The organism is Vibrio sp. HENC-03 (assembly GCF_000305755.2).
Lineage (GTDB): Bacteria > Pseudomonadota > Gammaproteobacteria > Enterobacterales > Vibrionaceae > Vibrio > Vibrio owensii.
The window spans coordinates 225,740-247,174 of record NZ_JH976079.1; the positions used below are offsets into that span (position 1 = coordinate 225,740).

A 21,435-nucleotide genomic window follows, 5' to 3' on the forward strand; every position below is an offset into this window, starting at 1 on the left:
ATTACTTCGCGAAAACTTCTTTGAATTCACGCTTAAGAAGAGGGTCACGACGTGCTTTCTTAAGCTGCTTAACCATGTCTTTTACACAGTTGTGTAGAACATTGTCTAGCAGTTGCGCACGGTAGTCTTCTTTATCTTCATCTGTCATGTTTTCTGGCAGGTTAAGAGTCGGGAATTCTTCCATTACATTCAGACCAGCAAAAGCTTGGCCAACAGAAACTAGAGCGTGGAACTGCTCGAAGTTGTCTAGAATGTTTTGTGCACTTCCTGGCATTTCATCCCAAGATGCACGAACAGCTTCTTCAGACACTTCATGGATAGAGGTAACCATCTCGAACATTTGCTCTGGAACTTCATCAAATTCGATAACTTTACGTAGTTCTGGAGAAATAGCTTCTAGATCGATTTTTTTGCTTTCGTTGTTAGTTGCTTCTGACATCATGAGTCCTGTTAGTACATAAGAGCGCACGTAATTTGCGGTGCGTAATGTAACCAGATTAAAGTGTCTCTAGTTACAAAAGGCGGGAATATTAATACCAAATGCGTCAAATAGCTACCATAAGAACTATTTGATTACGTGACCGTTCAACAAAAAAATATAGCACTAAATTTGTCACGTAATGCAACAACCTCGTGTGTATGATATATGTTTAATAAAGACTGATAAAAAGAGTGGAACGCGCTATGCAACCGACAGGGACATCGATGCGCATTCTCTTAGTTGATGACGTTCAGCTAGACCGAATGCAGTTGGCAATCCGATTAAAACAACAAGGTCACATTGTTAAAGCCGTTGGCAGCGGGATGGAAGCCCTCAATACCTATGAGAGTTTCGACCCTGAACTCGTGCTGCTGGATATTGCGATGCCAGACATGAATGGCTTCGAAGTTTCACTTCATATCAGAGAAACCTTCCCAGACTGGATCCCAATCATCTTCTTAAGCAGTCATGAAGAGCCAGAAATGATCGCGAAAGCAATCGAGGCGGGCGGTGATGACTATTTGATTAAGCCTGTTGATAAGCTCGTTCTAAACTCTAAGTTAATGGCCATGCAGCGAATTGCGCACATGCGTCGTGAATTAAAGCAAGCCACTGCACAACTCGAAGAGATGAATTCACGTTTGCAACAGCAAGCAAATGAGGATGGCCTAACCAAACTCTACAACCGCCGTTATATTGATCAGAAGCTCGAAACCATGATTGCATGGCACGGTCGTCACCACATGCCGATGGCGTTAATTCTTCTTGATGTCGACTTCTTTAAGCCGTTTAACGATAACTACGGCCACATAGAGGGGGATCGCTGTCTACAAGCCATCGCGAATCAGTTAAAGGCAACCTTCTGTCGTTCTGGTGAATATGTGGGGCGTTATGGAGGGGAAGAGTTTGTCATTTTGCTCAATAGCACAGATGCGCAGACCGCCGAAAAAGAAGCTGAACGTGTCCAAGAAGCGATGTTTTTCTTAGATTATCCGCATGCATATTCAAGCGTTGCGAATAGGGTGACAGTGTCACAAGGTGTGTTTGCATTCCAACCAACGGGTAAGGATAATGTCGCCGAATTGTACGCGACAGCAGATAGGGCGCTATATACGTCCAAATCGCTTGGAAGAAATACGTACACGGTAGTAAATGCAAGCTAAATCAAAAGGATAAGATGAAATATGTGTTAGTGACAATGTCACTTATTTCAATAGCAGCTCATGCTAATCCTGTTCAAAAAACCTTGCAAAAAGAGTTTGAACGTAACTTTGCGACCGCGATTGTGTTATCTGATAGTGATGTTTTCACTTTAGGGTTTCACGATTTTGATCCAAATAAATATTTGAACATAGACAATGAAGACATCGGTACTCAAGATTCTGTCGATCTGAGAAAGCAGATCGCATTGTCTACACTTCCTTATCATTTATCTCTTACCGACGACGACCAATCTTCAACCCAATACAATTTAAAAGGAAGACTTTATGCTTTGGGGGTTGATCAAGACGTCACTGTAAATGACGATAAAAAACCAGACAGAAACAAAGACCTTATTCTTGGTGCATACACCGAAGTTGAGCGCCAACGTAGACTGACCAATCATCTTACACTCAGTACTGCGGCTGGTGCACATCTCATGCACTACCGCAATGAATATGACTACCGAAGTGATGCGCTCGACAACCTAAAACCATACATCGAAGGCGTTTTCCTCAACACAGACGCTTGGGCGCTTGTTGGTGAATTGAACGCAGAACTTAAGTACTCAGAAAGCGTGAATTGGGGAAAATGGTACGTTTGGTCGTCGCCTCACTATTTTTATGGAACGGGTTGGGGAGATGGAAACAATGGAGATGTAGGCAACCCAGAAGGCTGGTATTGGGTCAACGGGGTAAAGTTATTCTATGACTTTACCAAGGTTGGCCGGACAGTCCAGTCCGTTTATACCAGCTTTAACCGAGTCGATGTGGGTGGGGACACGAGCAAACCGATGAACACTTCGCATTATTATGAAGCGAGTGTAGGCTGGCTGATGACACCACCATTTAAGTCTGATTGGATTGATAATGTAGGTCTTGGACTGACCATTAACTATGGCAGTGCGCTAAAAGGCGGCAGTTTAGTGTTGTTCTTTAATCAAGAGTAGTTTTTATAAGCGTTAGGCGTGGCAGTACTTAACACAGTTTCTGCCCGCTTTTTTGGCTTTATACAAAGCTTCATCCGCAAGCTTAATGACATCTGCAGGGTTTCGTGCACTGCGACTGTCTGCAACACCGAAGCTTGCCGTAACTGACACCGTTTTCTTCTTCGAATCTGCACTACCGCGTTTTTTACGACCTTGCTTGTTGTCGTCAGGGCGGGAGTCTTGGTCACGAAGAATCATTTCATACTGCGCAATCAATTCACGAACTTCTTCTAAATGAGCTTCGCAGTCTTCTGTATATTTGCCTTTGAACACAATGGTGAACTCCTCGCCACCAAAGCGGTAAACTTTCGCTCCGCCTTGCGTTTTCATTAGACGTGATGCAACCATCTTTAACACGTCATCGCCTGTGTCATGACCATAGGTATCGTTGAACTTTTTAAAGTGGTCAACGTCTAGCATCGCAATAGTAAATTTACGTCCCATGTGTTTGAGCTCAAGATCCAGCGCTCGGCGGCTTGGAATCAACGTCAAACTGTCGGTAAAAGCCAATTGATGGCTAGCCGAAGTTGAGTAGATGATGATCAAAAGACCTGTCAGCGTAAACATCGTGCTCGAAATATACTGAACGTCAAAAAAGATAAACGTTGCTGATGCTAGCACCATCGCAGAGTAGGTCATGGCATGAATGATCTTGTTTTTCTTTAAGACCAAGATACCCAGGAAACACACGATGCCAATGCAATACAACACCAAGACGAGTGGTAACTTAGAGAGAGTTGGCACGATAAACAAGATACCGTTAGTCCATTCATCAAATCCACCTTCGACGTAATACGTCAAAGTCACGTAGGACCAAAATACGAACATGATTAGCATGAAGACGTAAGTCAACGTCGCTCTTGAATCAAAACCTTCTTTATTAAAGATGAACACCGCGAGAAATGAAACGGGCAACAAGCTCGCTAGTATGGTGAGCTCTAACAGTGCAGTTCCCGTTTGGAGAGGAACTTGAAGGCGATGCTGAATCACAAAGTAGGCAAAGAGCATGGCGATACAAACCATGGACTCTCGACCTTGCTTGAACGAATAACACATCAACAACGCACAACCGAGCAAAATGTACGGCAAATTCGCAGCAATTCCCCAGTTAGATTGCGTCATCTGAATGATGTTATCCATACCCAAACTGACTACGCCCAACAACAAGATTGGGAATAGGAATCGAAAGCCTGGGGAGGTCATTAAAGATGAAACCATCTACTGCAAATTACCTGAAAATAGTTGAATATATCTAGTGAGTTACGTTAAGCATTCAATTAATACCGTGTGCAAACAGTATAAATTCTGTAACTTTCAAAACTAACAAGAATACGTGTATTTGGGAATTTTCCAAGTGTTTTACAGCGAACGCTTACAAAAAGAGAGAGGTTGATTAAATTAAGAGCAATCAACGAGTTGCACGTTAGTCCCGACTGCTATACTTTCAAAGTGTTGAACAAAGGAGAAAAATCGATGCAGATCAGTTCAGACGTACACAATTATATGGAAACACTGGTTGGTCAGGTACTTGCTTCAGAGCAGTACGTGGAGCAGTTCGACAATGAACAATTGGCGGATATTGCATGTTTAGCGCTCATTCAACTAAAGCCGGTATACATTCGTCATGACATCGATTTTTTGTCTGCACTTCCAGAGCGTAAACTGGCTCAATTCAAACAAAGTGTCGATGTGGCGGTTGAGAACGCAGCAGTGATGATTCGGGAAGACAGACGCAAAAATCGTAACAATGATGTGCCTGTAATTTTGTCGCATACCAGTTATGATGAAGACAAAGAACTGGATTGGTTTGAGAAACCGATCCTCAACGTCAACATAAAGTAATTGATGCTCACCACTGTATAGAAAACTTCCTATAAGAGAGTGGGCATACCCAAGGAGGAACCGTGGGATTCTTTTCGCGCTTGTTTGGTGGCAGTGACAAAGCTGCCGAAGTAAAAACCGTTGAACCAGTAGAATACAAAGGCTACTTAATTTACCAAGAAAGCCTATCAGAAGGTGGGCAGTATCGTATCGCAGGGCGTATCGAAAAAGATTTCGACGGAGAAGTGAAATCACACCGTTTTATCCGCTCAGATTTGCTAGGTTCGGAGCAAGACGCCAACGAACTGATGCTAAAAAAATCGCAGATGTTTATCGACCAAATGGGTGACAAGATCTTCGATTAGTTCTTCGACCTTATTTTCAATCATCATAAAGCCATTAACTTTTGTTAGTGGCTTTTTTTATTCCCAATTAAATATTCAACATATTGCAAATAAACATTTATTGTTAAGTGCAACGCTAGACAGGAGAAGCGTAAATATAAGTAATTTATGCGCTGATTTTTCATTTTACTCACCACTTTTAAAAAATAGAGTTGCTTATTAATTTCAATGAAAAAGCGCACCAAAATAGAAATATTATTTATGTATTTTTCGTGTCGATAATGCTTAACACTAGCCCTATTATTGAGTCAAATTGTTTCAAAGTTTATCACTTTGTAATGACATTAAAGTTACTTGTTACTGACTTTGTGAAATCTCTGTTTGTGTGTAATCCCACTGCCCGATATGACCAGTCAAATCGGTAGTTCAAAAGAAAATGTGCACTAAAAGGAAGGTGGCATTTACGTGTTGCCGGAGATGATCAAATGAGAAAAAACATTACTTCTGTTGCGTTGCTAACAGTAATTTCAACCCCAGTTTTAGCAGAAAAGTTAGAGGGCTCAGTAGAGGCTTATATCGACGATAATAATAATGCTGGCATCTATTCCTCACTCAATTTAACTGACCAAATTTACGTTGATGTAGAGGTCGCTGAAAGTAATTTCGGAGCTATTGGGGCAGGTTATACATTTAATACAGGTACTGGTATTTATGCAGCTTACGTTAGTGCCGACGGATTTGAAGAAGCACGCCTAGAAGTTTCACAAGATTATAAATTAACCGATCGATTAACTCTAAGTGGTAGCGTTCAATACAGGAATGGTCTGAATAACGATCAAGCCGATTACGCTCTTGTACACGGTGATGATATTGGCAGTCACGGGGCAGTACCACCACCAATTACTCCAAACCCTCACAAGGACTTTTACAATGGCGGTCAACTCCCAGCGGGTGAGCATACAGTACCTGATATCGGTATCCAACGAACCGCCGTAGACACCGTTTACAAACAATCACAAATGTTGGCCTACAACATTGGTGTTGAATATGCGCTCAACAGCTTATCTCTATCGTACGATTATGATTACTATCAGCAACTTGAAGATTTTTATGGGGCAGAAGATGCGCAGTCTCATACTGCACAAATAACATATACAGGTTCTGAGAGTCTTCAACCATATGTTAAGTATGCCGTCGATGGTGACTTTAGTAACGGTTTGACCACTGTAGGCCTAGTTGTTCCGTTTTAATGAACTTATTTATGCATAGAGCTATTTTGGTTTAACTTTATCTCTCTACTTTGCCTCACTAACCAGTGGGGCTTTTTTAAACATGATATTCCTCCAATTTTTTGAGGGACTATCTACCCCTAAAGTCTAGTCTAAACCTAATTTACTGAACCTATCGATGGTTGGACTGACAAAGCCAAAACATAAACAAAAAAACATCATCAAACGATAGTAACAGGATTAAGCCATGACTAAGCTTAAAACTCTTCAAGGAGCCATTAATACGCTTCGCCCGTTAAAAATAGAAGTTCAGCAACGCAAACTCTTGCTGCGAGAAGTAAAAGGTCAAGTGTTGAACATACACTCGACGCTGCACAATATTGGCCTTGGTTCAGGGAACAAAATACAAAAGCTCGACAATATGTTTTCACGCGCAATTTCAGTATCTGGCTGGGCGTCAATGGAGCAAGCGCTTGATGCACTCTATGATGAGCTCATCGTTTTAGCGAAACAGGCTAAAGCAGAAAAAGCAGCAGCGTTCAAACTAGAGTGGGACAACCTTCAGTCTAAAATCAATGATTTATCTTGCATGGATAACAACGATCTAAAACTAAGGATAAGAGAACATTTAATTAAAAACGGAGATTGTGCAAACACAGCTGATGAAACCGCTATGAGCATGGTAATTGCCTATAGGTTGTTAGAGACAATAGATATCACCAACTTTGCGCTACCGGATGTTCTACAAGAAGTTGCCGAGATTGAATCCGTCCCTCCTAAAATGATTAACGCGTTAGTAGATGTTGAACATGAGATCTCTAAACAGATAGTAATCAATAAAGGGCACCTATACGAAGTTGTCGATGAGAACAAAGGCAATTTAATCGTTGAGAGTGACCTAGGTTGGAAAGTACTGTTTCCTAAAGGGAGTGAAGGTACGCAGTTTGAATACCTGTCATATCGTTGATCGTTGACGAGTAGAAACAACAGGACTGAATATCGTTTGATTTAACTTCGATTAAGAAATCACTGCAACTTGATTCGAATCATCTTAAAGAGAGCCATTAGTGTATATGCTGATGGCTCTCTTTCTTTTTTAGGCTTAAATATCTGTAAAACAAGCAGTTAGCGGACGTCTGGTTAGACCTCTGCTTAGTGATGCAAATCGTTGTTATTTTTCAGCGTGAAGTGGAGAATCATTCATTACGTGGCGTTATATGTAATGAAATTTAGTATTTTTATTACAAAACACTTGAAGTCACGATTGACGTTAGATAAAAACAGAATAATAACAGGACTGTTAGTCAAGAAGTGACTGTGCAAATGGGTGACCCCAAACACCATCATTCGTTTGTATTTATCTTGCGTAGTAAACAGATAGAAATAAAAAAGAATTAGAGTAGAGCGACGCTCTGTTTTGGGACTAATTTATTGATATGTATACAAGGAGTATGCGTTTTGCAAATCGGTGTACCTAGAGAAATACTCGCGGGTGAATCGCGAGTAGCTGCATCACCAAAGTCGGTTGAGCAGTTAATTAAGTTGGGGTTCGATGTCGCAATCGAATCACAAGCGGGGGTGCTAGCCAGTTTCGATGATGCCGCTTATGAAGCAGCAGGGGCGAAAATTGTATCTAGTGAAGAAGTATGGACATCAGGCTTAATTCTCAAAGTCAATGCGCCACTCGTAGATGAAGAAAAAGGCATCGACGAAATCGCATTACTGCAAGATGGCGCAACATTAGTGAGCTTCATCTGGCCTGCTCAAAATGCAGAGTTAATGGAACAACTCTCTAGCAAGAACATCAACGTTCTCGCAATGGATGCGGTTCCTCGTATTTCTCGTGCTCAAGCATTAGACGCACTCTCTTCTATGGCGAACATTGCCGGTTACCGCGCAGTGGTTGAAGCTGCTCATGAATTCGGTCGATTCTTCACAGGTCAAATCACCGCTGCTGGTAAAGTACCGCCTGCAAAAGTATTAGTTGCAGGTGCAGGTGTAGCAGGTCTTGCTGCTATCGGTGCTGCAGGTAGTCTTGGTGCTATTGTTCGTTCTTTTGACGTTCGTCCTGAAGTTAAAGAGCAAGTTGAATCGATGGGCGCAGAGTTCTTAACGGTAGACTTCAAAGAAGACTCTGGTTCAGGTGACGGCTACGCAAAAGAAATGTCGGATGAATTCAACAAGAAAGCGGCTGAGCTTTACGCTGAGCAAGCGAAAGATGTTGATATCATCATCACAACTGCACTGATTCCTGGCAGACCAGCGCCAACACTTATCACCAAAGAAATGGTTGATAGCATGAAAGCGGGCAGCGTGATCGTTGACCTTGCAGCTGCAAACGGTGGTAACTGCGAATACACAGTAAAAGATCAAGTGATTACCACGGCTAACGGCGTGAAAATAGTTGGTTACACTGACATGGTAGGTCGTCTGCCAACGCAATCTTCTCAGCTTTACGCAACCAACCTTGTAAACCTTCTAAAACTGCTTTGCAAAGAGAAAGACGGCAACATCAATATCGACTTCGAAGACGTTGTGCTTCGTGGCGTAACAGTAGTAAAAGAAGGCGAAATTACATGGCCTGCGCCACCGATTCAGGTTTCAGCACAGCCACAAGCCAAACCGCAAGAACCAGTTAAACCTCAACCTAAAGTTGAAGAACCAACGTCACCTGTAAAGAAATTCGGTGCTCTAGCTGTTGGTTTAGGTGCCTTTGCTTGGGTTGCCTCTGTTGCTCCGGCTGCATTCCTATCTCATTTCACCGTATTCGTACTGGCGTGTGTAGTAGGTTACTACGTAGTTTGGAACGTAACACATGCACTGCACACACCGCTTATGTCTGTAACCAACGCGATTTCAGGCATCATCGTAGTAGGTGCACTGCTGCAAATTGGTCAGGGTAATGGTGTCGTTACCTTCCTATCATTCATTGCTGTACTCATTGCGAGCATTAACATCTTTGGTGGCTTTACCGTAACCAAACGTATGCTCGAAATGTTCCGCAAAGATAAATAATAGGAGTGACCAATGTCTGCAGGATTAGTACAAGCGGCATACATCATTGCTGCGCTATTTTTCATCTTAAGTCTCGCGGGACTTTCTAAACAAGAATCGGCAAGAAACGGTAACTACTACGGTATTGCGGGTATGGCGATTGCGCTTATTGCGACAATCTTTAGCCCGAATGCGGAAGGTTTTGTTTGGGTCATCATCGCGATGGTCATCGGTGGGAGCATCGGTATCCACTACGCGAAGAAAGTAGAAATGACTCAAATGCCAGAACTGGTTGCGATCCTACACAGCTTTGTAGGTATGGCAGCGGTATTGGTAGGTTACAACAGTTACCTAGAGCCACCAGCACCTGTTTCAACAGACCTAGCAGGTATGCACGCTGAACACGTAATTCACCTAGTGGAAGTTTTCCTTGGTGTGTTCATCGGTGCGGTAACCTTCACTGGTTCAGTCGTTGCTTTCGGTAAGCTACGTGGCACGATCTCTTCTTCGCCACTTAACTTGCCTCACAAGCACAAAATGAACCTTGCGGCGATCGTCGTTTCTACGCTTCTTATGATTTACTTCGTAAAAGCGGACGGCAGCATGTTCGCACTGATCGTAATGACGCTGATTGCTTTTGCATTCGGTTACCACTTGGTAGCGTCTATCGGTGGTGCAGATATGCCAGTTGTAGTTTCAATGCTGAACTCATACTCAGGTTGGGCAGCAGCGGCTGCAGGTTTCATGCTTGCAAACGACCTATTGATCGTGACAGGTGCATTGGTAGGTTCTTCTGGTGCGATCCTTTCTTACATCATGTGTAAAGCAATGAACCGCTCGTTCATCAGCGTTATCGCTGGCGGCTTCGGTCAAGAAGTTGTGATTTCAAGTGATGAAGAGCAGGGCGAGCATCGCGAAACTTCAGCAGAAGAAGTAGCAGAAATGCTGAAGAACTCAAAATCAGTGATCATCACTCCGGGATACGGCATGGCAGTAGCTCAAGCGCAATACCCAGTGCATGAGATTACTGAGAAGCTACGCGCGCAAGGTATTGAAGTTCGCTTCGGTATTCACCCAGTAGCAGGTCGTCTACCTGGTCACATGAACGTACTGCTAGCGGAAGCAAAAGTGCCTTACGATATCGTGCTAGAAATGGACGAAATTAACGATGACTTCCCAGAAACAGATACCGTTCTTGTAATCGGTGCAAACGACACGGTTAACCCAGCAGCTCTTGAAGATCCAAACAGCCCAATTGCAGGCATGCCTGTACTAGAAGTTTGGAACGCGCAAAACGTAGTCGTATTCAAGCGTTCAATGAATACGGGTTACGCAGGTGTTCAGAACCCACTGTTCTTTAAAGAAAACACCTCAATGCTGTTCGGCGATGCGAAAGAAAGCGTCGAGGCAATTTTCAAAGCACTTTAATATAATTTGCTTTAAAACTAATCAAGGCCAGCATTCGCTGGCCTTTTTTTGTGCGCTTTCAATGTTATAGTACTGCAAATCCTTAAGCCGTCTAATGTCATTTGCTTGTTTATTGATGTATAGTTCTGGCTAATATAATTAGTAACGGTAACAGTTTGATTAAACAGTTTTTGCTACGTTCTGCCTTAATGCTGCCAATTTTTTCGGCACCCGCATTTGCAGATTCATTACCAGAACGAATAGATACGTTTACAGAGCTATTTAATTACGAAGTGGCTCTTAAATCGTATGATATACGCATACTGCAGTCTAACTATCCGACCAAGTTACTGTCGCCGGATTCGATGTTGCCTCAAACGGCAGATTATCCGCTGAAAGACATTCAGCAATTGTACCGTTTAGCGAACACGTGTCGCGGAAAATTACCATTAAGTCCTTTAATTACTGAACCTTTAGTCTTTACACGTGCCATATGTAAGGGGACGCAACTTACACCACGTTGGTTCTCGCGTAGCGGTTTAATCCACCCGGGTGGTGGTACCTACGCAGCACGTTATGCAGAGAAGTATCCTGAGCTACGTCCTAAGCTTGCTCAGTACATGCATATCAAAGAGCGAAATAACGACGAAGGGGACGAGCTACTCGAAAGCCTACAGAATATGGATGATGACGCGATCAACGCTCTCATCGCTGGCGCGAGTATGTTTATTGAAGGAAAAGAGTTGTGGTTACGCCGTGGCGACCATTACTTTGTATTCGCTAAAAACGTTTGGCAGGAGAACGTAGCAAACGCTGGTCTGTCTTACGGTTTAGCATCAGAAAGCCGAAGCTGCTTCGTAAAACGCGGCAACATTTGTTGGGATGTCGAAGATCACTCGCAAGTGTTGCGGATCAGTATGATCATCCTCGTGATTGCCAATATTTTGTTGGTGATTGGTTGGGCGGTGTATCGTTGGAACAGTAAACGTGAAGAAATGCGCAGCCGAATGTTGGTACTGCAAATTCTAACGCACGAACTGAGAACGCCGATCGCGTCACTGTCTTTAACAGTTGAGGGTTTCCGTCGAGAATTTGAACATCTGCCCGAAAGTGTTTATGACGAATTTCGCCGATTGTGTGAAGATACGCGTCGATTACGCCAATTAGCAGAGGCAAGTAAGGATTATTTGCAATCTGATAACCAAATGCTTGCAACAGACTGGGTTCCATCCGTTGCAGAATGGCTAGAATATAAGATTGAAGAAGAATTTGATAACGCTGTACTTTTCAAAATAAATGAAGATGTAGCTGCTAAAGTTAACGTGTATTGGCTCGGGACCTGTATCGATAACTTGCTACGTAACGCATTGAAGTATGGTGAAGCACCGGTTGAACTATGTGTAAAAACCAGTGCAGATAAAATCATTATCCAAGTCATCGATGCCGGCAGTTTAACTGCGAAAGATTGGGCAAACCTAAGAAAACCGTTCGTGAGTAAGAGCGGCTTAGGACTTGGACTAACAATAGTTGAATCAATGGTAGGCCGCATGGGCGGAAAAATGTCCCTAATGGGACCACCTACAACCTTTATATTGGAGATACCTTGTGAAACAGACACTGCTTCTCGTTGAGGACGATAAAAACTTGGCTGACGGCCTGTTAGTAAGCCTGGAACAAGCAGGATATGAGTGTTTACATGTGGAGCGTATTTCAGACGTTGAGCCACAATGGAAAAAGGCTGACTTAGTCATTCTGGATCGCCAACTACCAGACGGCGATTCTGTACAATCTCTTCCTGAATGGAAAAAAATTAAAGATATCCCAGTAATCCTGCTAACAGCATTGGTTACTGTTAAAGATAAAGTAGCGGGCCTAGACTCTGGCGCAAACGACTACTTGACTAAACCTTTTGCTGAAGCGGAGCTATTTGCACGCATTCGTGCACAACTACGTGCACCAGATTCAGCAGAACAAGGTAACGCTGATAAAGTGATGACAAAAGACCTAGAGATCGACCGTGCAACACGCGAAGTCGTATTTAAAGGTGAAATGATCACACTGACTCGTACAGAGTTCGACTTGTTGTTGTTCCTAGCATCAAACCTAGGCCGTGTATTTACACGTGACGAATTGCTTGACCACGTATGGGGTTACAACCACTTCCCAACAACGCGTACTGTTGATACTCACGTACTTCAGCTTCGCCAAAAACTACCTGGTCTTGAAATCGAAACGCTTCGTGGCGTTGGCTACAAGATGAAAGCGTAAGAGCAAGAATGAAAACACTACTTCCTGTAGTTCTATCATTACTGTTAGTGAAACCAGTCCATGCAACGGACTGGTTTCAAACAAACACACCTCTCACACAAGCGCACCAACATCTCCTAGAAGATGACCTTGGTGGCATGTTCAATTCCCTGGTCGAACTCTGGCAAAGTGAACCCAATAAAGAGCTAAGACCGCATCTTAATGACTTGCTCGCTCAATCATTATCTAAAGACTGTGGTAAATCTCTAACTGGTGTCACACTGCCTGATTGGATCAGCGGTATTAACGTTATTCGTCAGACTATTCAAAGTCCCGGCCGTGACACTTACCGCTTAGTGGTGAAGTTACGTGCAACCACCGATATTGAAGACATTTCGTTTCGTCGTTGGGTTGATAGCTCAATCTCTGCGGATGCCTCATTTAACTATGAAGAGCCACAAGAGGGCGCAGAACTCGCGAATGAACGAAACTTCCTCAAGCGCTATAACTTAACCGGTAAGTTAGACGCAGGGTTGTATCATCTTTCAATCACGACGAAAGATAACCGCACCTACCGCACTTGGGTAATCTTGGGGGATTCGAACTCGACGCAATACGTTCGTTGGACATCTAAAGAGAATTGGAAGGTCGAAAAGAGCGCATTACGAAATCCGCACTGTCCATTGCCACAACTCGAAGTCGGCTTATACGATTATGTTGAAGGGCAATACGATCAGGTGTGGAAAAAGACCTACGAGTCAAACTATCCAAATGCACTCGAGCTTGAGGGCATCCCTAACGACCGCTATGTGTTAGCCGTGAGCATTAACAGTCGCCGTTGGCAAGGGGACATTATTGTGGAGCAAGCTCAAACTATTAGTCGAACTTATGATGTTTCTCTCGAAGAATAGTTAAAGAAATTACACTTGTGCCGATATAAGTTCAGGAAGAACAAAAACACAAGTGTAGTATGAAGACACAATACAAAATTTTAGCCACTACAATGACTGCTGCGCTATTCTCTGGCGCGGCTTCAGCTGCTACTTACGCAATTGAAGCACGCAGTGATGCAATGGGTGGCGTTGGCACCGTATCCGCCTCTTACCTAACAGCACCATTTTTTAACCCAGCTCTTACCGCGATTTACCGACGTAATGATGATGCGGGTATGATCGTACCAAGCTTTGGTATCAACTATAACGACCAAGATGGCTTAATCGATGAGATTGAGCGCATTGGTAAACTTAATGACCCTACAGATATCGTCAATTCATTGAACGCCATTGATGGGCAGAAGATGGACTTCGATTTAGGTGGTGTTGTTGCAGTTGGTATCCCTAATCGCTTCTTATCGGCAACGGCTTACGGCAAACTTTACACCGAATCTTTTGTTGAGCCGACGGTAGACACAGCAAGCGGCGATCCATTGAATGACAGTTACGTGCGCGGAGTATCGATTGGTGTAGCAGAAGCGGGGATTTCACTCGCGAAGTACACCAACTTCATGAATCAACACCTGTCATTTGGCATTACGCCTAAACTGCAGCGTATCTACACTTATTCATACGCGACAAGCTTTGCTGCATTCGACACTAAAGATCTACGTGAAAATGAAACCGCAGAAACCATGTTCAACTTGGATGCTGGTGCGCTTTGGTTCTTCGGTCCGTATCGATTAGGTATTTCTGCGAAGAACTTGATTGGCCGAGATGTGAAAACCAAGTCATTCACATACAACGGTGACACAATCCAATCCTATGAATACAGCATGCGACCTGTATACACCGTTGGTGCAGGTTACGTAGCGGATTACTTCAGCTTTAGTGTTGATTACGACCTAAATGAAGAGAAGAAGTTCTCTACCTTTGATGACAACACACAAATGCTACGTGCGGGTTTTGAAATCGATGTACTACGCCAGCTAGCACTTCGTGGTGGTTACATGAAAAACCTAGCTCGTTCAGACGACGAGGGCACGATTACTGCGGGTATTGGATTATCACCACTCAACTTAATAGAGATGGATATTGCCGCTCAATACACCAATGAAAATGCAATGGGCGCTTCAATTAATTTCCTTGCGACCTACTAAGCGAATCGTTATAGTCAGCTCCTCACATTGAGGAGCTTTTTTATGTTTGACGATTTACCACCTCTGTCCCATCAAGAACAGCAACAAGCTGTAGAACGTATTCAAGAGCTAATGCAAAAGGGTACCAGTACCGCAGAAGCGATTAAGATCGTTGCAGAGCAAATTCGAGCAGAATACGCAGCAAAGAAACAAGACTAAGAAATTACGAAGAGCAGGGCACAGACCCTGCTTTTTTACGCCCGTCGAATACATAACCAAAACAGACAACTCATCACGTTTCTTCAAACAAAACATTACGTTACCACGTCACACCAATAAACCAGAAGTACAGTAGGAACCTCTACCATAATCAGTTAGTAAAATTTTACTAACTTCAATTAACTGTCACTTTTAAAATGCAGAGGAAAACACCGCCCATAGAGGATGACGCCAATAAAAACCATAAAATACAGCGAGTTAACAAAGAACAAAAGACTAACGTAGAATTATGCGAAGCATGGTTTTGTAATTAAATTACAAAGGCCAATTTGAGCGAGTGAGTGGGCAGTGGAATATTCTGCAAAAATCTAAAAGAGACACCGTCACTTTGATGCTAACTTAGATAAGTACGATATAAAGGGAACTTTGAAGACAGTAAGTGCTTGCGGACTAACATCCATTAATCCAACAGTACTCACCTAAAACAGCAAATCTAAATGTGTGAATAGAAAGAAATCGGATTGGATGGATTACAGTTAGTGCTGTTATTTTTTAGAAAATGATCATTGGGCAACACAGCGAGGCAGAGCGAATTTGGGAACCTGTTTTACTTACGTGTTACGTCGTAACGTAGGACGTAAAAAAGAAATGGAGTGCAACACGCTTGCACCACTAATAGTGATCTGCGAAGGGAGGTTTGGTTTCACGACCTGATTTTGCTTCAACGCAAAAGCTTAGTGGTAAGTTGTCGAAAGAAAATAGAAGAGAGTAAGTAGGGTTGAGTTATGTATGGTGTGTCTAATCATTGTGTAATGAGGAGCTGCAAAACGCTTAAACCTTTCGAGCAAGTTCAGACCCACACTAATGACGATTTACACAGCGGGCAGTGAACCAATACATTTGGCAGGTCGCTTGACCTCGACAGGCTTCCAATTCGTTTTCATCAACGTCCGCCAAAATCAAGAAGCCTACAGAAAAGCCGAACCTTAGCGATGGGGTTCGGCTTTTTCATTTATTAACCAAATATCATAGGCGCACGTATATGAGCGAGTGGAAAATACCCATATAATCAGAAAGGTAACTATCTTAGTGGTATAAATGATGACAGACGTACTTAGAGCTTCGAAGTTTAGCGAATGGAAGGAAGATTTTAACTGGGACACATGCCTTACTGGCAGAGAAAAGTATGGTAACTTCTTGGTTTCAATTTTGACTTCAGAAACAAATGGCCACGTGATCAACCTCAATGGTGCGTGGGGTACTGGAAAAACTGAACTGTTAAAAAGGCTATATGTATCCATCGCCAAAAAGCAACATCCGGTTATATACATTAATGCTTGGGAAAGTGATTTTATCAACGACCCGTTGAGTGTTATCTGCGCAGAGTTTTTAAACCAGTTAGGGTACCTTTTGGCAAATAGTCGCCCTAAAAAAGAGCTCGTCGACATAAATGAAGCACTAAATAAATTAATGGGTAGCATTTCAAAGGTAGCGTATATATTTAAGTTATCATCTCTTGGTTACAAAGCAGTTACTGGAGACGCAACTTTAAATGAAGAATTTGATTTCTCTCAGACTTTGCTTGATTTAACGACGCAACAAAATAGTAGCTCAATGAGTCTGGAAAATTATAACAAATCCATTATTTCTTCAATGCTTGGAAATCAAATAGACTTAGTTGAAGGAATGAAAGAAATAAGAATACAAATAACTTCGATATCTCATATATTATGTGACATCTATGGATGCAATTCACCTATAATCATTCTAGTTGATGAACTAGATAGATGCCGACCAGATTACGCAATAAAGACCCTTGAAGTAATAAAACATTTCTTTGACGTGGATGGTTGCAATTTTCTAATAGCATCTGATACAGAGTCTTTACAAGAATCCATTAAATGTATTTATGGACAAGGTTTCGATTCAGAGAGATACCTTCGGAGGTTTTTCAATCAAAAAATAGCATTAAAAAAACCATCCTTATACAACTATTTATTAAAAAAAGGAATAGACTTTGATGGCATGTGCCCTAATATGACACTAACGCCATACTCTAACGATAATGAGCGAAAGATAAAGTTATTATCTGAAATGCTCAACAATGATAAATTTGAGCTAAGAGATATTGAGAGGTTCATTCAAAAATTAACAGCTTGCATAGGTTATATATCAAAATTTAATGTTAAGAATGCAAAATTCATCAATTTTTGCGTTCTTGCATACGGCATATATGAGCATGAGAAAAACGTTAATATATTCAAAGAAAGAACCAATAAGATGAGTTCCCATGGTATCCATTGTAATGGATATATTTCGAATGGGATGTCTGTTTCAAATTTCATTACGATTCACTTTAAAATGGTGACTCTAGCAAATTCAAGTAAAAGATATAATTTAGATGGGGGTTGGGGCAGTTGTTCCTATCAAACGGAAATGCTTACTGTTGAGTCTCAAGACCTTCAAACTCGTGATTGGCGGCGTGAAGATTTGATTGAGTGCGAACGTCTAATTCAAAATTACCGTAATGCACCAAACAGCTTCTTATTATGGGAAGATTATCAGAAACTTATTGGTCTAACTGATGCTATCGAATAGTAAAAATGAAAATTAAAAAAAGCTCAGAAGAAAAACAAAAACTATCTATCTCGCTGCATTTTCATTTCATTAAATCCGCTATAAAGCATAAAGCAACAAAAAAAATGAGTGAAGGTGGTGATAGTATAATATTTATTTTTTTCATTGCTTCATTATTTGTTGCAATAAAAGAATCCAACGCAGAACCGTTAATGAACATCGAATTCATTAACAGTTTATTTTCTAAGAGTGATAATGGTAGCGATATATATTTCACAATTTCAACTGGATATATAACAGGTTTTTTGTTTGGTTCTTAGATTCTTATATTCCTAGGAAAGCGAGGCATCACAGGGTAACGTCTGCTTTAAGAATAGAGCATATAGAACTCATTGTTGTTTCAAGCAATTTAATAAAAAGCTTAGAAATACAAACAGAACGAGAAGGTTTCTTTAAAAAATACAATCACATGAATTCATTGGACATGTTGGCATTTCTTCTCATAAACGAAGCAATCAAAAAAGATAAAGATTTCAATTGCTACAGCATAATTATGGATGAATTCAAAAAAAGCAAAGAAAAATTATTAAGAATTATTGATAAAATTTGTGCTTATCAAGACTTCCTAACAATTAACGAAATTAAAGCGATAACAGAGATGAAAGCGTCTGTTTATGAATTGGATATTTTACTTGACACTATTGACACATCAGAACAAAAGTTACAAGAAATTTTCTGGAAGATAGGCATAATAGGTATGTCCACGCTAGAAATCACAAAAAACACGCAAACTAAGCTCCTTTCCTCGTCTTATTTAAGCGAAATAAGAGCCTAATATTTACGGCTTTTAGTGGGTATCCAATCGGCGGCTTTCATTCGATGGCCGCCACGAAACGGTAAAACGTTTTCTTTAGCAGGATAGACCTTAGGCTGGTCTATATGTCCAAACTTTTCAACAAGCTGACGATGCTCGTCACGCCAGAACACAAAACTTTCCAATTCTTTTGGGCTGAACTCACGATCAGACCGCGTGATGATGATGGCTCGTTTCTCACAAACACGAAAGCCAGACCAACGTAAATCGTTAGGCAAATAGCCAAGCGACTTAATCAACATGAGTTTTTCTGCCATGGGATTGATTGGAACCGTGCCATCAAGCCAACGGGTAATCGTCGGTTTGGACAACTGAAAATATTCAGCGCCTTGCTTGATAGATTTAAACTCACGCCAAAAGAGTGTGCGGAATGATTCGTGAAAGATGACAATGCTGGAGTTAATACAATGAAGGTAATCAGCAACGGCTAAAGTCTTAAAAGCAAAGAATGTTGTTAATCTTAGGAGGACATTTTGAAGTGGCTCAAGCCGGACATTACTAAATTGCTCTAACACCTTAAGTTCGCATTATGGGCACTTATGTTTAATGCAGTTGCATATCGATTATTTATAGAATGTCTCTCTTTTGAGGGACAATTCAATGAAGTATCACGAAATGACAAAAAACTATATTTTTCGTGAGTTTGAATGTGGTTTATCCGTCGAACAAGCTGCTGAACTTTGTTTAAAAACTGTGAGAACTGTCAAAGAATGGGATAAGGGGAAAACCATTCCACCGGAGTGCAGAAGACTGATGCGCATGAACAAGGGTAGGGAGCTGAGCATCTGTGATGATTGGGAAAACTTCATCATGAGGCATGATCGCTTAGAGCTTCCAACTGGCCAACTAGTCACAGCTCAGCAAGTTTTGATTGGAGTTGCATTATTAGAACTAGGCGCTTCGACGGAAAGCGAAATTGCACATCAAATACTTAAGTATGCAAGAATACTTAAGAATATGATTTGACATTAGGGCTACTCAAGTAGCCCTAACAATTAATGTTTATCCCAAAATCTCCATACATCTATTTAAGATAATTCCGTTTTGAATGATTATTATCTTAAGTTTCTTTCTAGTCCTAGTGATATTTTGAAACAACATTCTAACTGAGTCGTAATAAGTTTTAGAATTATAAGTTAGTTTACCTTCATCGTCGTATGAAAAGTATTGATCCATTATTACAGCTACGTTATCAAACTCTTGACCTATTACTTCATGGGAACAACTGTTAGCATTATCTGAATAAGTCTGATGGTATTCTGGGTTTTTAAGTGATGCTGTTAGTTTAAGAACCTCCCAACCTTCACTACTAATCAATCTAGTATAGTTTTTTACATCATTACTGTTTGTAAAGTATTCGAAATCAACGTTTCCGCAATCCGAAAAAGAAACATCACTTCTTTTTGAATTAAATATTAACTTAATAAAGTTAGCTATCTCTTTATTAGTCCTGATTTTGTCAGACAGTTTGCACTTTAGTACGTTAGCAATGTTATCAATTTTTCCCTCTATATTTGCAAACGCTTCACTAGAGGAAAGTGTTTGTTTTTGATCGTATGAAAAAATGACGTTAGCATTCGCGTTTAATGCGTTAGGTATTAAATTATTAAGTTGGTAACTTTTGATTCTTTGGGCTTCGTCTAAGACAACTAAATCAAAGTTATTTAGGTTTTGATAGCCTAAATTTTTAATAGGAATGATATTCCAACCCAATTCGTTGAGTCGATAATGACCTTGATTTAGGTTACCACAATGAACAATTAAGCATCGATGGGTTGGCATCATAGATCTTGCGATGTCATAAGTTAACAGCGTTTTACCTGTGCCCGCACCACCAGTAATAGCGAAGAACTCGGTTGCATTACTACTAACTAGTTTATTGGTGATATTTTTCTTAAATTCTTCTTGTTGATTAGTCAGGAAGTAATGACCATGAACAAACTTATCTGTCGAGTTAAAAGGTGAAACTAGATAATCTGATGGGTTAAATAAATCATCTGGATTGTGTGTAGGAAGTAGTTTTTGGTTGCCGAGTAACTGAATCAGAAGGTCAATTCCCACTTTTTGAAGACCATTGATATTATCAAGCCTATACAATGTATTAGTAGACACAACATAAGTGAAATTATGTACATTTTTGTTTATGTGGTTAAGATAATATCTGTTTCTATATAATTGTTTAGATATTTTATCTTCAGAACTGGAATTCTTTAACTCAATGTTAATTATATAGTTTTCCCCGAATCTTAATAGATCGAATTCTTTACTAATGTGTTGTATCTTATAACCAACATAAAACTCATTGAAAAGGTTAACGAATGGCGTTATTTGGTACATTCTGCTTACCAATGACTGTAAGTCAGACACCTCATTATTTTTAATATCTATGCCGTAATGCTTCTTATATAAAGAAAATGCATCAGGAGAGAGATCATTCGCCGCTTGCGATAGCGATAATATATTTATGTTTTTCACTGTTACAATAACCTATGCCAATTGTTGTTTAATTGATAAAAATAAAGCTAATAATGAAATAAACACTGATATAACTAGAAGTAAAAATGACGGTATTACAGACCAATGAGGTTTGGAAATAAGATCAAGTTTTTTCCGGTTATACTCTTCCATTGCTAACCTTCGCCCTTGGCTATCATGACTGGCACTTATTAGATAGTCTTCTAACTGGCTTAAGGTCATTTTAGGGATATCATCCATTGTTTTAGGTTGCATTTTCCACCATTCTTTGTGCTTTGCCTTCTCACCAATCAAAATATAGTGCCGAAAGAAATCCAGATTAACAACTCTTATAGTCTTTGGTCTCAACAAATGGAAATAGTTGCATGTTCTTGGTTCCTTTGTCTTAGTAACATAAACACTTGATCGCGTGTTGTAGTGGAATTTACCCCCGTAATACAGATACGGGGGTTTTGACCTCCCGCCGCACGTCGCGTAATCGTCCTAGCCCGTCCTCACTTGCTCCGCG

Annotated in this window: 22 protein-coding genes; 17 read left to right on the top strand and 5 right to left on the bottom strand. The window is 41.0% G+C overall.

What is annotated here, in order from left to right; genetic code table 11:
* Window position 1 precedes the first annotated feature (1 nt).
* A complete protein-coding gene (locus tag VCHENC03_RS17420) occupies window positions 2–439 on the bottom strand; it encodes a DUF3069 domain-containing protein (protein WP_005435194.1) in 438 nt (145 codons plus the stop codon).
* A 245-nt stretch (window positions 440–684) separates the two neighbouring features.
* Between VCHENC03_RS17420 and VCHENC03_RS17415 the strand changes: the two genes are divergently transcribed.
* A complete protein-coding gene (locus VCHENC03_RS17415; protein ID WP_009705388.1) occupies window positions 685–1,644 on the top strand; it encodes a diguanylate cyclase in 960 nt (319 codons plus the stop codon).
* A 14-nt stretch (window positions 1,645–1,658) separates the two neighbouring features.
* Window positions 1,659–2,630, top strand: coding sequence for a Solitary outer membrane autotransporter beta-barrel domain (locus VCHENC03_RS17410; protein WP_032802395.1), 972 nt, complete (start codon window positions 1,659–1,661; stop codon window positions 2,628–2,630).
* Between the two features lie 12 nt (window positions 2,631–2,642).
* Here the strand turns inward: VCHENC03_RS17410 and VCHENC03_RS17405 are convergent, their stop codons facing one another.
* The gene (locus VCHENC03_RS17405) at window positions 2,643–3,887 is read right to left on the bottom strand and encodes a GGDEF domain-containing protein (RefSeq protein ID WP_009705390.1); all 1,245 of its coding nucleotides are present in this window, start codon (window positions 3,885–3,887) and stop codon (window positions 2,643–2,645) included.
* A 255-nt stretch (window positions 3,888–4,142) separates the two neighbouring features.
* Between VCHENC03_RS17405 and VCHENC03_RS17400 the strand changes: the two genes are divergently transcribed.
* From VCHENC03_RS17400 to VCHENC03_RS0125560, 14 genes are all read left to right on the top strand, one after another.
* Complete coding sequence (locus VCHENC03_RS17400) at window positions 4,143–4,511, top strand: late competence development ComFB family protein (protein ID WP_009705391.1); 369 nt, start codon at window positions 4,143–4,145, stop codon at window positions 4,509–4,511.
* A 62-nt stretch (window positions 4,512–4,573) separates the two neighbouring features.
* Window positions 4,574–4,855 (top strand): HlyU family transcriptional regulator, encoded by a 282-nt coding sequence (locus VCHENC03_RS17395; protein ID WP_009705392.1) that lies wholly within the window; start codon window positions 4,574–4,576, stop codon window positions 4,853–4,855.
* Window positions 4,856–5,319: 464 nt separating this feature from the next.
* The gene (locus VCHENC03_RS17390) at window positions 5,320–6,084 is read left to right on the top strand and encodes a hypothetical protein (protein WP_009705393.1); all 765 of its coding nucleotides are present in this window, start codon (window positions 5,320–5,322) and stop codon (window positions 6,082–6,084) included.
* A 226-nt stretch (window positions 6,085–6,310) separates the two neighbouring features.
* A complete protein-coding gene (locus VCHENC03_RS17385) occupies window positions 6,311–7,030 on the top strand; it encodes a hypothetical protein (protein ID WP_009705394.1) in 720 nt (239 codons plus the stop codon).
* A gap of 491 nt (window positions 7,031–7,521) precedes the next feature.
* On the top strand, window positions 7,522–9,078 hold the full coding sequence (locus VCHENC03_RS17380; RefSeq protein ID WP_009705395.1) for a Re/Si-specific NAD(P)(+) transhydrogenase subunit alpha: 1,557 nt from the start codon (window positions 7,522–7,524) through the stop codon (window positions 9,076–9,078).
* 12 nt (window positions 9,079–9,090) lie between these two features.
* A complete protein-coding gene (pntB, locus tag VCHENC03_RS17375; RefSeq protein WP_005435174.1) occupies window positions 9,091–10,485 on the top strand; it encodes a Re/Si-specific NAD(P)(+) transhydrogenase subunit beta in 1,395 nt (464 codons plus the stop codon).
* Window positions 10,486–10,673: 188 nt separating this feature from the next.
* Window positions 10,674–12,095, top strand: a complete 1,422-nt coding sequence (gene vxrA / locus VCHENC03_RS17370; RefSeq protein ID WP_332307001.1) for a sensor histidine kinase VxrA — start codon at window positions 10,674–10,676, stop codon at window positions 12,093–12,095.
* Window positions 12,070–12,732, top strand: a complete 663-nt coding sequence (gene vxrB / locus VCHENC03_RS17365; RefSeq protein ID WP_005435172.1) for a response regulator transcription factor VxrB — start codon at window positions 12,070–12,072, stop codon at window positions 12,730–12,732. Before vxrA ends, vxrB begins: the two co-directional genes overlap by 26 nt.
* A gap of 8 nt (window positions 12,733–12,740) precedes the next feature.
* A complete protein-coding gene (locus tag VCHENC03_RS17360) occupies window positions 12,741–13,622 on the top strand; it encodes a DUF2861 family protein (RefSeq protein WP_005435171.1) in 882 nt (293 codons plus the stop codon).
* Window positions 13,623–13,681: 59 nt separating this feature from the next.
* Window positions 13,682–14,803, top strand: coding sequence for a conjugal transfer protein TraF (locus tag VCHENC03_RS17355; RefSeq protein ID WP_032802398.1), 1,122 nt, complete (start codon window positions 13,682–13,684; stop codon window positions 14,801–14,803).
* A 42-nt stretch (window positions 14,804–14,845) separates the two neighbouring features.
* Window positions 14,846–15,001: a YoaH family protein gene (locus VCHENC03_RS26755; RefSeq protein ID WP_005427041.1), complete on the top strand. Its 156-nt coding sequence runs from the start codon at window positions 14,846–14,848 to the stop codon at window positions 14,999–15,001.
* Between the two features lie 1,098 nt (window positions 15,002–16,099).
* Window positions 16,100–17,599, top strand: a complete 1,500-nt coding sequence (locus VCHENC03_RS0125550) for a KAP family P-loop NTPase fold protein (protein ID WP_050554372.1) — start codon at window positions 16,100–16,102, stop codon at window positions 17,597–17,599.
* 5 nt (window positions 17,600–17,604) lie between these two features.
* A complete protein-coding gene (locus tag VCHENC03_RS0125555; RefSeq protein WP_032802399.1) occupies window positions 17,605–17,898 on the top strand; it encodes a hypothetical protein in 294 nt (97 codons plus the stop codon).
* A gap of 149 nt (window positions 17,899–18,047) precedes the next feature.
* Complete coding sequence (locus tag VCHENC03_RS0125560; protein ID WP_032802400.1) at window positions 18,048–18,413, top strand: hypothetical protein; 366 nt, start codon at window positions 18,048–18,050, stop codon at window positions 18,411–18,413.
* Here the strand turns inward: VCHENC03_RS0125560 and VCHENC03_RS17350 are convergent.
* Window positions 18,410–18,838, bottom strand: coding sequence for a phage protein (locus tag VCHENC03_RS17350; protein ID WP_032802415.1), 429 nt, complete (start codon window positions 18,836–18,838; stop codon window positions 18,410–18,412). The two genes, VCHENC03_RS0125560 and VCHENC03_RS17350, sit on opposite strands and share 4 nt — an antisense overlap.
* A gap of 214 nt (window positions 18,839–19,052) precedes the next feature.
* Here VCHENC03_RS17350 and VCHENC03_RS0125565 point away from each other — a divergent pair, with 214 nt between their 5' ends.
* Window positions 19,053–19,418 (top strand): phage protein, encoded by a 366-nt coding sequence (locus VCHENC03_RS0125565; RefSeq protein WP_032802402.1) that lies wholly within the window; start codon window positions 19,053–19,055, stop codon window positions 19,416–19,418.
* A gap of 36 nt (window positions 19,419–19,454) precedes the next feature.
* Here the strand turns inward: VCHENC03_RS0125565 and VCHENC03_RS17345 are convergent, their stop codons facing one another.
* A complete protein-coding gene (locus VCHENC03_RS17345; protein ID WP_009705402.1) occupies window positions 19,455–20,927 on the bottom strand; it encodes an ATP-binding protein in 1,473 nt (490 codons plus the stop codon).
* 12 nt (window positions 20,928–20,939) lie between these two features.
* Window positions 20,940–21,182: a hypothetical protein gene (locus VCHENC03_RS0125570; RefSeq protein WP_157621080.1), complete on the bottom strand. Its 243-nt coding sequence runs from the start codon at window positions 21,180–21,182 to the stop codon at window positions 20,940–20,942.
* Window positions 21,183–21,435 lie beyond the last annotated feature (253 nt).